This is a genomic window from Delftia sp. DT-2 (assembly GCF_028401915.1).
GTDB classification, from domain to species: Bacteria; Pseudomonadota; Gammaproteobacteria; order Burkholderiales; family Burkholderiaceae_C; genus Comamonas; species Comamonas tsuruhatensis.
Genome location: NZ_JAQOTI010000027.1, coordinates 18,828 through 31,838 on the forward strand (window position 1 = coordinate 18,828; position 13,011 = coordinate 31,838).

The 13,011-nt window shown below is 66.0% G+C and carries 13 protein-coding genes; 3 read left to right on the forward strand and 10 right to left on the reverse strand.

The features are described 5' to 3' along the window. Window positions 1–66: 66 nt before the first annotated feature. Window positions 67–684, reverse strand: coding sequence for a TetR/AcrR family transcriptional regulator (locus tag PO605_RS29530; RefSeq protein ID WP_016445469.1), 618 nt, complete (start codon window positions 682–684; stop codon window positions 67–69). A gap of 89 nt (window positions 685–773) precedes the next feature. Here PO605_RS29530 and PO605_RS29535 point away from each other — a divergent pair, with 89 nt between their 5' ends. Together PO605_RS29535 and PO605_RS29540 are read left to right on the forward strand one after the other, a co-directional pair. After that, on the forward strand, window positions 774–2,279 hold the full coding sequence (locus tag PO605_RS29535) for an efflux transporter outer membrane subunit (RefSeq protein WP_272207291.1): 1,506 nt from the start codon (window positions 774–776) through the stop codon (window positions 2,277–2,279). 140 nt (window positions 2,280–2,419) lie between these two features. After that, the gene (locus PO605_RS29540; protein ID WP_047217169.1) at window positions 2,420–2,746 is read left to right on the forward strand and encodes a hypothetical protein; all 327 of its coding nucleotides are present in this window, start codon (window positions 2,420–2,422) and stop codon (window positions 2,744–2,746) included. A 71-nt stretch (window positions 2,747–2,817) separates the two neighbouring features. Here the strand turns inward: PO605_RS29540 and PO605_RS29545 are convergent, their stop codons facing one another. Then, window positions 2,818–3,285, reverse strand: a complete 468-nt coding sequence (locus tag PO605_RS29545) for a nuclear transport factor 2 family protein (RefSeq protein WP_046240238.1) — start codon at window positions 3,283–3,285, stop codon at window positions 2,818–2,820. Between the two features lie 84 nt (window positions 3,286–3,369). On the opposite strand from PO605_RS29545, the gene PO605_RS29550 reads away from it, so the two are divergent. Beyond that, window positions 3,370–3,948, forward strand: coding sequence for a TetR/AcrR family transcriptional regulator (locus PO605_RS29550; RefSeq protein WP_047472578.1), 579 nt, complete (start codon window positions 3,370–3,372; stop codon window positions 3,946–3,948). A gap of 101 nt (window positions 3,949–4,049) precedes the next feature. Here the strand turns inward: PO605_RS29550 and arsC are convergent, their stop codons facing one another. From arsC to PO605_RS29590, 8 genes are all read right to left on the reverse strand, one after another. Then, a complete protein-coding gene (arsC, locus tag PO605_RS29555) occupies window positions 4,050–4,481 on the reverse strand; it encodes an arsenate reductase (glutaredoxin) (protein WP_016450895.1) in 432 nt (143 codons plus the stop codon). Window positions 4,482–4,505: 24 nt separating this feature from the next. Beyond that, window positions 4,506–5,795, reverse strand: a complete 1,290-nt coding sequence (locus PO605_RS29560) for an arsenic transporter (RefSeq protein ID WP_016445463.1) — start codon at window positions 5,793–5,795, stop codon at window positions 4,506–4,508. Between the two features lie 53 nt (window positions 5,796–5,848). Beyond that, window positions 5,849–6,355: an arsenate reductase ArsC gene (locus PO605_RS29565; RefSeq protein WP_016445462.1), complete on the reverse strand. Its 507-nt coding sequence runs from the start codon at window positions 6,353–6,355 to the stop codon at window positions 5,849–5,851. Window positions 6,356–6,361: 6 nt separating this feature from the next. Next, a complete protein-coding gene (locus PO605_RS29570; RefSeq protein ID WP_046988451.1) occupies window positions 6,362–6,862 on the reverse strand; it encodes an ArsI/CadI family heavy metal resistance metalloenzyme in 501 nt (166 codons plus the stop codon). A gap of 12 nt (window positions 6,863–6,874) precedes the next feature. Then, entirely contained in the window at window positions 6,875–7,198 is a 324-nt protein-coding gene (locus PO605_RS29575) for an ArsR/SmtB family transcription factor (RefSeq protein ID WP_016445460.1), read from the reverse strand. A 683-nt stretch (window positions 7,199–7,881) separates the two neighbouring features. Then, window positions 7,882–10,317, reverse strand: a complete 2,436-nt coding sequence (locus tag PO605_RS29580) for a TonB-dependent siderophore receptor (protein WP_231574447.1) — start codon at window positions 10,315–10,317, stop codon at window positions 7,882–7,884. A gap of 181 nt (window positions 10,318–10,498) precedes the next feature. Next, entirely contained in the window at window positions 10,499–11,500 is a 1,002-nt protein-coding gene (locus PO605_RS29585) for a FecR domain-containing protein (protein ID WP_272207292.1), read from the reverse strand. Next, entirely contained in the window at window positions 11,497–12,018 is a 522-nt protein-coding gene (locus PO605_RS29590; RefSeq protein ID WP_016445457.1) for a sigma-70 family RNA polymerase sigma factor, read from the reverse strand. Before PO605_RS29590 ends, PO605_RS29585 begins: the two co-directional genes overlap by 4 nt. Window positions 12,019–13,011: the final 993 nt, after the last annotated feature.

The window sequence follows — 13,011 nt, forward strand, 5'->3', positions numbered from 1 at the left end:
GATCAATGAGCAGGACCCGATTCTGTGATTAGTGACCATTTATGTCAATGGTCACAACTGCAGGATTTAGGGCGACAGGCTTCTCAGCACCAATCCGGCCAGTTGTGCGGGCGCCTCGTCCGCATGGTCGAGGCTGTGCTGCAGCATCACCGGGTTCAGATAGGGGAGCATGACCAGGAAGATGGCGCGCCCGGTTTCATCCAGCGGCGTCTTGCGCTCGAAATCGCCCCGCTGGCGCCCGGCGTCGAGCACCTGCAGCAGCAGCTGATGCATGCGTTCCTCATAGGCCTGCGCTGCCTGCCAGCGCTCGGCCGACGCCGAAATGGCGATCTCGTACAGCTTGCGGTCCTCGGAGAAAAGCCGCAGCGTGGCAGCGACGATCGCCTTGAACAGGCGCCGCAGCTGCTCGGGAGGCGCATCCGTGCTGGCGACGGCCTGGCGGATCTCCGCCTCCATCTCCATCAGGCAGTTGGAACAGATCATCTCGCCGATGACCTGCTTGGACTCGAAGAACTTGTAGATGTAGGCCTTGGAAAAGCCGATGGCCTTGGCAAGGTCGGACACCGTGGTTTTCTCGTAGCCGTAGCGGCTGAAATGCTCTTTCGCCGCAGTCACGATCTGTTGCCGGACATCGTGTTCGACCGGGCCGCGCGCAGAGGTCGGATAGACGTTGGTGGTGCTCATGCGGCCTAGCTTACTCCATCAAAAAAATACTATGCAAGTGACCATTTTGGAATATAGTCACAGCGTCACCACGCTTCTGACTGTTGAACATGCCGCGTCTTGCCGCCCCCGTCTTTCTGATGCTCGCCAGCCTCTGTGCAGGGTGTGCGGTAGGCCCTGACTACCAGCCGCCCGCCACGGCCCTGCCCCAGGCCTACATGGGCAGCCGCGTTCTGGGTGAGACCAAGCCGCCCTCGCCGGCCTCCTCCACGGACCTTGCAGCCTGGTGGGCAGCCTTTGGCGATCCGCAGATGGCGCGCCTCGTCACGGCGGCACTGCAGCAAAACCTGGATGTTGCCCAGGCCGCTGGCCGCGTGCTTCAGGCACGCGCCGGGCTGGATGCGGTGGCAGCCGCCCTGCTGCCGTCGGCCCAGATCTCGGCGCAAACGGCCAGGAGCTATCAGTCGGTCGAAACTCCGCTGGGCCGGGTGCTCGACTCCATGCCGGGGTTCGATCGCTACGGCAGCGCCCAGGAGGCCAACCTCGGGGCCAGCTGGGAGCTTGATCTCTTCGGCGGCCTGCGCAGGGCCCGGCAGGCTTCCCTGGCCGAGTACCAGGCATCGGAAGCCGGCGCCACTGCCGTGCGGCTCGCGGTGGCCGCACAGACTGCGGACACCTATATCCAGATTCGCGGCCTGCAGGCGCGGCTGGCAGTGGCACGCTCGCAAGTGCAAACCCAGCAGCAACTGCGCTCCATCGTCGAACTGCGGTTTGGCAAAGGCCTGGCACCGGAGCTTCAGCTGCGCCAGGTCGAGGGAGCGCTCGCACGGGCACAAGCCACCGTCCCGCCGCTGGAAAATGCGCTCGAGGCCGCCCTCAACGCCATGGACGTGATGCTGGCCACGGCACCCGGCACGCACCGGGCCGAACTGGCCGATCCCCGCCCGGTCCCCGTGCTGCCAACCCTTTCCCTGGCGGAGGCGCCCGGCGATCTGCTGCGGCGACGCCCGGACCTCATCGCGGCGGAGCGGCGCCTGGCAGCGTCGAACGCACGCATCGGCGCGGCGATCGCCGAGTACTACCCGAAGCTGTCGATCAGCGGCCTGATCGGCAGCGTCACCTCCATCTCCGCAGGCAATCTCTTCAGCGCCGGCGCGTCGCAGGCCAGCGTTGTGGGCGGCCTGCGCTGGCGGCTGTTCGACTTCGGTCGCATCAACGCCCAGATCCACCAGGCGCAGGCACAGGAGGCGGAAAGCCTTGCCGCCTACCGGCAGTCGGTACTGCGCGCCACGGAAGAAGTGGAGAACGCCCTGGTCTCGCTGGACAGGCGGCAGGAGCTGATGGCCGTGCTCGCCAGGGGTGCGGATGCGCTCACGCTGGCCCGGCAGGCCGCAGGCGCCGCCTACGACAAGGGCGTGGTCAGCCTGATCGAGGTGCTGCAGGCGGATGAAAGCCTGCTGGGCGTGCTCGATGCACAGGCGCAGGCCCGGATGGAGTCGGCGCGCTCGACGGTCGCGATCTTCAAGGCGCTGGGCGGCGGCTGGAAGCCGGAGCCCCTGCCTTCCAGGGCGTTGGCGGCCGCCAGCCACGGTCTTCCCGCCAGCGTTGCCCCCTGAACCTGCCACTTCCCGAAAGGAGCCCCCTTTCCACACAGCAAAGCAACCGAACACCCCTGCGGGACATGCGGCCCAGGCGACCTGCCCAAGCAGGCGGCCCAAGCCATGGCCCGGCTCCACCCACCCCCATCCGTCAAACCATGCCAAACACAACCCCCTCCCCCACCGTTGCTGCAGCCGCACGCATCCTGAAGCCGGCGCTTGCGGCCATTGCCTTCTCGACCTGCTTCGCAGCCCATTCGCAGCCGCAAGACGCCTCGGCAGCCACATCGGACGCAGCGCTTTCCCGCGCCGAAGTCATCGCCGATCTCGCACTCTGGCGCCGCGCCGGATTGGACCGCCATGCGGAGATATCGATCTCCTACGGAGTCGAAACGCAGGAATATCGGGCCGCATACCAGGAGTACCTGCGCCTTCGCAACAGCGAGGCGTTCCAGGCGGAGGTCCGCAAGGCGCTGAGTCGGTAAGGCGGAGCGCCTTCCCGCCCAGGCCATCGCGGCAGCGGCTGGCTGCCTGGGGACGTGGCGCGGGGCTTTGCCTACAGGCCCAGGTCGGACAGACCGGGGTGGTCATCGGGGCGACGCCCCAGCGGCCAGTGGAACTTGCGCTCCGATTCCTGGATGGGCATGTCGTTGATGCATGCGAAGCGCCGGCGCATGAGACCGTCGGCCTCGAATTCCCAGTTCTCGTTGCCGTACGACCGGAACCAGTTCCCGGCATCGTCGTGCCACTCATAGGCGTAGCGGACTGCGATCCGGTTTTCCGCGTACAGCCAAAGCTCCTTGATCAGCCGGTAGTCCAGCTCCTTCTTCCACTTCCTCTCAAGAAGGGCCTGGGCCTCGGCGCGGCTGTTGGCGAACTCCGCCCGGTTGCGCCATTTCGTGTCGAGGGTATAGGCCATCGCGACCTTGGCCGCATCGCGTGTGTTCCATCCATCCTCGGCCAAACGGACCTTTTGGACGGCGCTTGCGAGAGAGAACGGGGGCAGGGGTGGGCGAGTTTCCATGATGTGACCTTTGAAAAGATGTAGAACGATCTGTCTACATGCACCACTCTAACGGAGGTGGAACGATCTGTCTACAATGTCTTCATGAAAACTCCCGAGCCATCCTTCGAGTCATTGCCCCCCCGCGAGCGCATCCTGGTAGCCGCCCACGGCCTCTTCTACGCAGAGGGCATCCGGGCCACGGGTGTGGACCGGATCATCGAGCGGTCGTCGGTCAGCAAAGTCACCTTCTACCGCCAGTACGCCAGCAAGGACGACCTGATCCGTGCGTACCTCGACTACCGCCATGAACGGTGGATTTCCTGGTTCCAGGCCAGCCTGGCGCAGCAGGCCGCCGGGGGCTCGTCAGCGTTGGATGCCCTGTCCACCACCCTCAGGAGCTGGTTCGGCCAGCCCGACTTTCGGGGCTGCGCCTTTCTCAATGCCGCTGCCGAACTGGGCTCGTCCGACCCTGAGATCCTGGCGACGGTCCGGCGGCACAAGCAGGAAATGTCGTCCGTGCTGGATCGCCTGTTCGGTGGCCATCCCCTGTCCGTGGGCGCTGCGCTCACCCTGGTGGCGGATGGCGCCATCGTCCATGCGCAGATGGGTCAGCCGATCGATGAAGTCATGGCGAACTTCAAGGCAGCGGCCGAAGGGATCGTGAGCCGCCCCGGGTGGTGAGCCGGCTCAGGAGCGGGGCGCCGCTGAGGCTTCGGCGCGCCACAGCGGCAGGTCGTTGCTGCCTCGCCACCTTTGGCCACGCAGGGGCCGGATCTGGCAAGTCAGTGCTTTGCCACACGCTGTCCTGCCGCGTCGATGACGGCTTCGCCGTCCTCCTTGGAGAATGCCCCTTGCTGGGGACGCGGCAGTATGTCCAGCACCACCTCGGATGGCCGGCACAGGCGCGTGCCCAGTGGCGTCACCACAATGGGGCGATTGATGAGGATAGGGTGCCGGAGCATGGCGTCGATCAGCTGGGCATCGGTCCATTCCGGGTCGCCCAGGCCCATCTCGTCATACGGCGTACCTTTTTGCCGCAGAACCTCCCGCACAGGCAGGGCCAGGTCCGCCAGCAGCCGCTCCAGCGTGGCCCGGTCGGGCGGTGTCTTGAGGTATTCGATGACGGCGGGCTCCTCGCCGCTGTTGCGGATCAGGGCCAGCACGTTGCGCGATGTGCCGCAGGCGGGGTTGTGATAGATCGTGATGGTGCTCATGGCAGGTGGGTTCTGTGAGGGAATTCAGGCAGCCACGCTCAGGCGCAGCGCAAGGGCGGCAAGCGTGATGAGCAGCACGGGGGCCGTCAAAACCGTACCGACCCTGAAGTAGTAGCCCCATCCGATGGTCATGCCTTTGCTGGCCAGTACATGCAGCCACAGCAGCGTGGCCAGGCTACCGATGGGCGTAATCTTCGGGCCCAGGTCGCAGCCGATCACGTTGGCGTAGACCATGGCATCCCTGACCACGCCGGTGGCACTGGAGGCATCGATCGACAGCGCACCCACCAGCACGGTGGGCATGTTGTTCATCACAGACGACAGCAGGGCCGAGAGCACTCCCGTGCCGATGGCTGCGCCCCAGACGCCGCCTTGGGCAAAGCGGTCCAGAACGGATGCGATAGAGGTGATCAGCCCGGCATTGCGCAATCCGTAGACCACCAGATACATGCCCAGCGAGAACACGACGATCTGCCACGGCGCGCCATGCAGTACCTTGCGGGTGCTGATGACGCAGCCGCGTGCCGCCACGGCCAGCAGCAGGGCGGCACCTGCGGCCGCGACCGCGCTGACAGGCACGCCCAGCGGCTCCAGCCCGAAGAAGCCGACCAACAGCAGGACCAGGACCACCCAGCCCGCGCGAAAGGTCGCCGGATCGCGGATCGCATCGGCCGGGCGCCTGAGCTGGGCCAGGTCATAGGTTGCGGGAATGCCGCGCCGAAAGAACAGCATCAGCATGGCGAGGCTGGCCAGCACCGAGGCGAGATTGACCGGCACCATTACCGAGGCGTATTCGTTGAAGCCGATGTTGAAAAAGTCGGCCGAGACGATGTTGACCAGGTTGGAGACGATCAGCGGCAGGCTGGCCGTGTCGGCGATGAAGCCTGCCGCCATGACGAATGCCAGCGTGGCGGAGGGCGAAAAGCCCAGCGCCACGAGCATGGCCATCACGATGGGCGTGAGAATCAGGGCGGCGCCGTCGTTGGCGAACAAGGCGGACACAGCCGCACCCAGCAGCACGATGAACGCGAACAGCTTGCTGCCCCGGCCGCCGCCCCAGCGTGCGAAGTGCAGCGCGGCCCATTCGAAGAAGCCGGCCTCGTCAAGCAGCAGGCTGATGATGATGACGGCCACAAAGGTGGCGGTCGCATTCCACACGATGCCCCAGACCACTGGAATGTCGGAAAGATGCACCACGCCGGCCAGCAGGGCAACGACCGCGCCCAGCGAGGCGCTCCAGCCAATGCCCAGGCCGCGCGGCTGCCAGATAACCAGCACAAGGGTGGAGATGAAGATCAGGACTGCCATGAGCATGGTGCTGGGAGATTCGGGTTTCAGAAGGCGCGCATTCGTGGACGAAGGGGGCGTCAGTGGGAGGCCAGTTCGCGGGCGGTGCCCTGCAGCCTTGCCTTTTCCAGCTTGTCGTCGGGCAGGTTGACCAGCAGCTCCAGACGACGACGCATCATGTGCAGAGTCTGTCGGAATGCTTCCAGCTTGACCTCTTCAGATGCGTCTCCCTGCGAGGGATCGGCGTATCCCCAGTGGGCGGTGGCGGGGTGGCCGGGCCAGATCGGGCAGACCTCGCCAGCTGCGTTGTCGCAGACGGTGATGATCAGGTCCATCTGCGGCGCCTGCGGGGCCGCGAACTCATCCCAACTCTTGCTGCGCAGCCCCTGCACAGATACGCCGGCACGTTGCAGCACCTGCAAGCTCAAGGGATTGGGCTGCTGATTCGCGCGGGGGCTGCTGCCGGCCGAATACGCTTTGAAGCGCCCATTGCCCATGTCGTTGAGCAAAGCTTCGGCCAGGATGCTGCGCGCCGAGTTGTGAGTGCACAGGAACAGGACATTCAGGGGGGTGATGGAATCAGACATGGTGGCTTAGCAGCAGGACTTGGAGGAAGAGGCAGCTACGGTGCCTGGGGCGCAGCAGGCAGATGCGGCCGCCTGGCGCGGGGCCGTCGGCGCGCAGCACGCGCCGCTGGCTTCGACAGCTGCATCAGGGGCCTCGTGAAACACGGGAATGTTCTCCAGCGAATGAAAGTGCTCCCAGGCAATCCCCTGGGGATCGGTGATCCAGTGCTTGTCGCTGCGTGCATAGCAGCAGGTGGTGGCGCCTTCGTCGAGCATCGCCAGGTCGGCGGCCCTGGCGCGTGCCTTGAGCGCATCCAGCTCCTCGGCCTCATCCACTTGGAAGCCCAGGTGGTCCAGGCCGGCTTTCTCGCCTCGCGTCGAAATGGCGAAGTTCACCCGGGGCTCGTCCAGCATCCACTTCGCGTAGTCGCTTTCCACGCGGGCGGGCTCGGCACCAAACAGCTGGGAATAGAACGCGATGTTCTTGGCCAGATCGTCGACGTGCATATGGACATGGAAGCGTTTCATCGTGGACTCCGTTCAGCAGTTGCAGGGCAAGGCATCCACCGTGGCGCATGCGGCGCCCTGGCAGCAGTTTTCGGTGAGGTAGGCGAGCAGGTCGTTCATCGCCGCAAAGGACGCCCGGTACAGCACATTGCGGCCCAGGCGCTCCTGGCTGACCAGCTCGGCATGGGACAGCTCCTTGAGGTGGAACGACAGCGCGTTGGGTGCGATACCCAACTGTTCGGCCAAGGCGCTGGGCGTAAGCCCCGCAGGGCCGGCGACTACCAGGGCGCGGAAAACGCGCAGGCGCGCTTCATGGGCCAGGGCCGAAAGCGATCGGATGACTTGGGTTTCTTGCATGCATCAATAATACAACTATTGTTGAATTGTTGTTGAAAAAAAATGAGGGCGGCCGTGCGGCTCCATTGCGCAAGCTCCGTGCGGAACGCCACTGAACACGCCGCGCGTCACGCAGATAACTCGTTGATTTCTCAGGTCCTCGCAAGCCATGCGCCAGCGATCCTTAGAGAGATGCGCCACTGAACTTTCGTCTGTACGGAAAACGCGCCACTGCACTTTAGTTTTTTGGCCAGCAAGGCTGAGGAGCGAGCTATCGGCCGAGGCGCAAGGGCTCAGGGCCGATGTGCGGCGGCGTCGCGCGTTGCCATGGGCTCTTGTGTGGCAGCTACCGACCCGTTGCAGTCGTTTGTCGCAGGCCTGTCGGTGTCGGCTTTGCCTCGGCAGCTGCCGCCCCCCCGCCGCCGGGCGAACTCACGCTGCATGGCACCAAGCAGTCCTTAGCCCCTGCGACAAGCGCTGGCCCAAATGGTGGGGCTACTCGAAGGCTAGGGTATTCTCCGGGCGCTCGCCCCGTGCCAGTGATCGTCTCACCCCCACTCAAACTTGCAGTCCCGAAACACGGATGGACGGCCAGGCTCGCCATGACACCCTGACAGCTCTACCCTCGCAAACATCGCCATCAACGGCGGACAGCACATCCACTGATGCTGACGACGTTCACACGGGGCGCAGCTGAAAACATTTCAGAACTTCATAGACACCGCCACGCGCATATTCCGCGCCTCCCCGTAGTACGACGAGGTCGAGACCCCTTGGTACTTGCGGTCGAAGACGTTGTAGAGGTTGGCCGAGACCGTGAGCTTCGGATTGATGGCGTATTGCACCATCAGGTCGGCCACAGCATAGCTTTTCTGCTCGACACGGCTGACGTTGGGCAGGCCCAGGAAGGAGAGGTCGCTCCAGGTGCCGCTTTGCCAGCGCGCGCCGCCGCCCACGGTCAGGCCGTGGCCTATATGAGGCAGGCGGTAAGTGGTGAACAGCTTGAGGGTGTTGCGCGGGATTTCGGGGTTCAGGCGGTTGCGCTCGGCGTCGCGCGCGATGTTGCGGGCAAAGCCGACGGAGGCGTTCCAGTGGCGGCGGATTTCGCCGGTCATCTCCACCTCGAAGCCACGCGTTTCGGCGCCCTTGACGGCACGGTAGGCCTGCTCGCCATTGGGCGCGTAGCTGCCCGTGATGGCCTGGGCCACGTTGTCCTGCAGCAGGCGGTAGACGGCGGCGCCCACCTGCAGGCGCTTGTCCAGCAGCTCGCCCTTGAGGCCCAGCTCGTAGCTGCGGCCCAGTAGGGGATCGAGCTTTTTGCCGTGGATGTCCAGGCTGCTCTGCGCCTGGAAAATATCGGTATAGCTGGCATAGGCCGACCAGTCGCGGCCCACGTCCAGCACCAGGCCGGCGAAGGGCGTGAGCTTGCCGTTTTCGGCCATGGCGCTGCCGCTGGTCTCGCCGCTGGCGAAATCGGTGTAGCTGTCGCGACGCTTCCAGTTCGTGATGCGTGCGCCCGCGATGACGGACAGCCGGTCCGTGGGGCGCAGCTGCAGCGATCCGTAAGCACTGCTGCTGCGTTCCACGGCCGCGCTGCGGCCTAGTACCGGGTTGTCGGGCTGCACCGGCGTGCGGCCATCCCAGGTGAAGAGGTTGTCTATGGTGTTGTCCCAGCCGGGGAAGGCCCAGCGGCCATGCGAGCCGCTGTCGTTGCGCGTGCGCGCCACACTGGCGCCGAAGGCGGCCTGGTGCTGACGTCCCAGCAGCTGGAAGGGACCGGAAGCCGTGAGGTCCAGCGTGTCCTGCCGAGGCCGCCCCGTCCACCAGGCGGCCCACAGGCCGGCACCTGCGCCGGTGGTGCGGTCCACAGGCTGTTCATTGGTCCAGCCCGGAATCTCGTCATAGCTGCTGCGGTCGAGCGTGTAGATGGCCTTCAGGCGCCAGTCGCTGGCCATGCGGTGTTCGAGCGAGGCGAAGACGCTGCGGTAGTCCCGCCGTGCCGAGGCCCAGCGCGCGCCCGAGGACGCGGAGCGGCTCCAATCGATGCGCGTGCCATCCGTGTAGAAGAAAGGCCGGCCCCCACGGCCTACGCCAGAAGCGTCGTAGTCCTGCGCGGAAAAGCCCACGGTGGCCAGCGTGGACGGCGACAGGTCAGCCTCCACCACGCCGTACAGCGAGCGGCTGCGGTCCTGCTCGTAGTCGACCTTGGAATGGCGGTTCTGCGATACGGCCACGATGCGCCCGCGCACCGATCCGGAGGCGTTGAGCGGCGATGACAGATCCACCTCGGCACGTGCGAAATCCCAGGAGCCTGCCGTGAGCCTGGCGCTGCCCTGGAACTCGGCCGTGGGCAGCTTGCGCACCAGGTTGATGGTGGCGCCGGGCGTGCCCGCGCCGCTCATCAGCCCCGAGGCGCCGCGCACGACTTCGACGCGGTCGAACATGGCCATGTCGCTGGTCTGGAAGATGGCCGGGTAGTCGCTGAACAGGCGGTTGACGCCATCGACCTGGAAGTTCTTGATCTGAAAGCCCCGCGCGAAGAACTGGTTGGTGTCGCCGCCCGTGGGACCGTACTGCGCATAACTCAGGCCCGTGGTCTGGCGGGCGATGTCTTCCTGCAGCACGATGCCCTGGTCGTCCATGCGCTGGCGCGTGATCACGCTGACCGACTGCGGCGTCTCGCGCAGCGACAGGGACAGGCCCGTGGCGGCCCGCGATTCGCTGGCGGCGTAGGACTGCGTGCCCTCGGTGACGGCGCTGCGCTCGGCCTGGGCGGTGACGCGCACCTCGGCCAGCGTGGCCGCGCCGGTGGGCGTTCCCACGGCCAGGGACAGTCGCACCACAAAGCCGCCGCCCTCGCGCGGCAGGGCCTGCAGGCCCGTGCCGGCCAGCAGCGCGGACAGGGCCTGGTCCACGGTTCGATCACCCTGCACGCCGGGGCTGGTCCTGTCTGCGGTCTGGGCGGTGGAGAAGGACAGCAGGATGCCCGCCTGGGCGCCAAAGCGATTGAGCGTGGCGGTCAGCGGCCCGGCAGGAATGTCGTAGCGCTGCACTGCCTGGGCGTGGGGCTGTGCCTGTGCGTGGGCCTGCGCCGGGGCAAGCACCGCCACCAGCGGCAGTGCCAGAACGGCGGGGCGCAAGGCCTGCCGCAGTTGAAATGCCAGTCGTGTGGCGCGAAAAGTCGGGTGATGGCCCATGGTGTGCGTGTCCCTCGGTCCTGGATGGTTGGCAATGGAATGCGGGCGCAGAAAAAAGCGCTTCATCTCCATTGCCCCGCGAGACGCGAAAAGCGATCAGCCAGGATCGACAAGAGCCAGGAAATCAGGCCGGCTCGACCACCACCCAGTAGCGCGTGGCCGTGCGCAGGCGCACCGGCAGGGTGGCCAGCAGCATGGCCAGCACCTGGTCGGTGTCGGCCAGCGGATAGGTGCCGCTGACGGGCAGCTGCGCCACGGCGCCATCGCAGTCCAGGTGGCCGGGCCGGTAGCGCGACAGCTGGTCCAGGAACTCGGCCAGCGGCATGTCCTGGGCCACCAGCATGCCGCGCGTCCAGGCTGCCAGGGCCGGATCGGCGGGCCCGGCCGGCGTGGTGGCCTGAGCGTCGAACTGCGCCTGCTGGCCTGTTTGCAGCAGATGGAGGTGGCCGGGCCGTTCGCGGGGCGCGATCTCCGTGGCGCCTTCAAAGACCGCAACCCGGCTGGGCCCCTGGCCGCGCTGGCGCACGACGAAGCGCGTGCCCAGGGCACGTATGCGGCCATGGCGGGTTTCGACGAGCAAGGGCGGCGCACTATCCTTCAGGCCCTGGGCCGTGGCCACCTCGATGTCGCCGCCGCGCAAGCGCACCAGGCGCTGCTGCGGGCTGAAATCCAGGTCGACCGCGCTGTCGGCATTCATCTGCAGCTGGGTGCCGTCCGGCAGGCGCAGGCTGCGCCGCTGGGCCGTGCCCGTGCGCAGGTCCGCCCCCAGGCCGGCCAGCCAGTCGCCCGAGGATGCCGGACCTCTCCATGCCACGGCACCGGCACCCGCGCCCGTGAACAGCAGCACGACCAGGCTGCGCACCGCCAAGCGCCGCCCGCGCCCGCGTGCCGTGCGCGCGGCCTGGGCCAGGGCCACGCTGGCCGGCGTACCGGACAGCGGCTGCAGGCGTGCGCCCATGGCCTCTATGCGCAGCCAGGCGCGCTCATGGTCGGGATGGGATTCGCGCCAGTGCTGCAGGCGCTGCACCAGCATCTCGCGCGTGCCGGCGCTGTGATCATCGGACTGCAGCTCCACCAGCCATTCGGCGGCCTGCTCGCGCACCGCAAGAGGAATGGGCAGGCTCATGCGCCGTCGTCGTCCAGAAAGCAGACTTGCACCACGGCCCGCGCGATATGGCGGCGCACGGTGGGCACGGAAAGGCCCAGTTCAGCCGCGATGTCGGCCTGCCTCATGCCGTCGATCTGCGACAGCAAAAAGGCCTGGCGCACGGGCAGTGGGAGCAGGGCCAGCAGGCGGTCCACCTCGACCAGGGTCTGCAGCACGATGGCGCGGTGCTCGGGGGACTGGGCCACGGCCTCGGGCATGAGGGCCAGGGCGTCCAGATAGGCCTGCTCCACGCAGCGCTTGCGGTAGAGGTTGGCGGCCAGACCCTGGGCAATGGTCATCAGCAGGGCACGCGGTTCGCGAATGGCCTGGATCTCGGCGCCGCTGCGGCCCAGCAGGCGCACATAGGTGTCCTGGGTCAGATCGGCCGCATCAAAGGCATTGCCCAGGCGCTTGCGCAGCCAGCCCAGCAGCCAGCCGTGGTGGTCGGAGTAGAGAGTGGCGACATCGGGAACAAGGGCGCGGTCGGCGGCGGGCATGGGAAAGCGGCACGAGTGAAGCAGGAGGAAAGGCACCGGGGCAATATGCAGCGGCAAACAAGAATGCTTCTTATTTTCATTGTATCCAAATCCTACATCGTCATTGCACCAACCTGCGCACCAACGCCTGAGTGCGGACGCTCGGCGCGAGCACCATCGTGGGCTGATGCCACCTTCGTTGAAACCAGTCGGAGCGACGGCATTGAGTCGACAGGAATCAGCGGTGCAGCGCGAAATGGGGCCTTCGAGGCGAGGCACGGCGCACCGAAGAATCGACTGGCCACTTCCAAACGGTGAAGCGGTCGTCCAACAATGGAAGCCTTCAACGGCAGGTGTTGGTCGTCCCTGTCACTCTCGCTTTGCACAGTGAAGGGCGTAGATCAGCCTGAGGCCATCGTTAGAAAGTCTGCAGTTGCCAACTGCTCCGCAGCGATTGCTGCTGCTCACGGCCACCTCGTGACCTATCAGTTGCAGCCACATGGTGGTCATCCAAGCTTCAGGGCTGGCGGCATCGCCAGATGCTTCGCTCCTCATCCGCACCCGACCTGGTGAAGCTCCCCTTTAGGACTGGCCCGTCATCGTGCCACGAAGGCGGAGCTTTTCTCCCTCTGACCACAGAGGTCACCAGACGAGGCCTCGGTCTCGTTCGCGCCTGATCAAGGGCAGTCAGTCTGCACGGCTGGCTGATCTTGGGTGCGCTCAGCACCACGGCCAGGGCGCCTTCGATGCGACGTTAGGTCACAGCCCGCAAGGCTGCATGGTGATTCAGCGACAGCCTTTCGCCGGAAGTTCTGTGTGCTCCTGCAGGCCGCGCTTCGCCGCTGGCCAGCGCGGGCGCGCCCCGAAAAAACTAAAGATCAGTGGCGTTCCGCACTCCGCGCCGGATGTGCCGTCTTGCGGCACATCCGGCCCTACCTGTCGCATCCCGGACGATTGCATAGACTCTAAACGCTATCCACTCTTCATGGCCCGAGCCGTTCTAAAGGAGTTGAT

Excerpts from the sequence above, each read along its gene's own strand:
- PO605_RS29530 (WP_016445469.1), bottom strand. The coding sequence starts at position 684 with ATGAGCACCACCAACGTCTATCCGACCTCTGCGCGCGGCCCGGTCGAA.
- PO605_RS29535 (WP_272207291.1), top strand. The coding sequence starts at position 774 with ATGCCGCGTCTTGCCGCCCCCGTCTTTCTGATGCTCGCCAGCCTCTGT.
- PO605_RS29540 (WP_047217169.1), top strand. The coding sequence starts at position 2,420 with ATGCCAAACACAACCCCCTCCCCCACCGTTGCTGCAGCCGCACGCATC.
- PO605_RS29545 (WP_046240238.1), bottom strand. The coding sequence starts at position 3,285 with ATGGAAACTCGCCCACCCCTGCCCCCGTTCTCTCTCGCAAGCGCCGTC.
- PO605_RS29550 (WP_047472578.1), top strand. The coding sequence starts at position 3,370 with ATGAAAACTCCCGAGCCATCCTTCGAGTCATTGCCCCCCCGCGAGCGC.
- arsC (WP_016450895.1), bottom strand. The coding sequence starts at position 4,481 with ATGAGCACCATCACGATCTATCACAACCCCGCCTGCGGCACATCGCGC.
- PO605_RS29560 (WP_016445463.1), bottom strand. The coding sequence starts at position 5,795 with ATGCTCATGGCAGTCCTGATCTTCATCTCCACCCTTGTGCTGGTTATC.
- PO605_RS29565 (WP_016445462.1), bottom strand. The coding sequence starts at position 6,355 with ATGTCTGATTCCATCACCCCCCTGAATGTCCTGTTCCTGTGCACTCAC.
- PO605_RS29570 (WP_046988451.1), bottom strand. The coding sequence starts at position 6,862 with ATGAAACGCTTCCATGTCCATATGCACGTCGACGATCTGGCCAAGAAC.
- PO605_RS29575 (WP_016445460.1), bottom strand. The coding sequence starts at position 7,198 with ATGCAAGAAACCCAAGTCATCCGATCGCTTTCGGCCCTGGCCCATGAA.
- PO605_RS29585 (WP_272207292.1), bottom strand. The coding sequence starts at position 11,500 with ATGAGCCTGCCCATTCCTCTTGCGGTGCGCGAGCAGGCCGCCGAATGG.
- PO605_RS29590 (WP_016445457.1), bottom strand. The coding sequence starts at position 12,018 with ATGCCCGCCGCCGACCGCGCCCTTGTTCCCGATGTCGCCACTCTCTAC.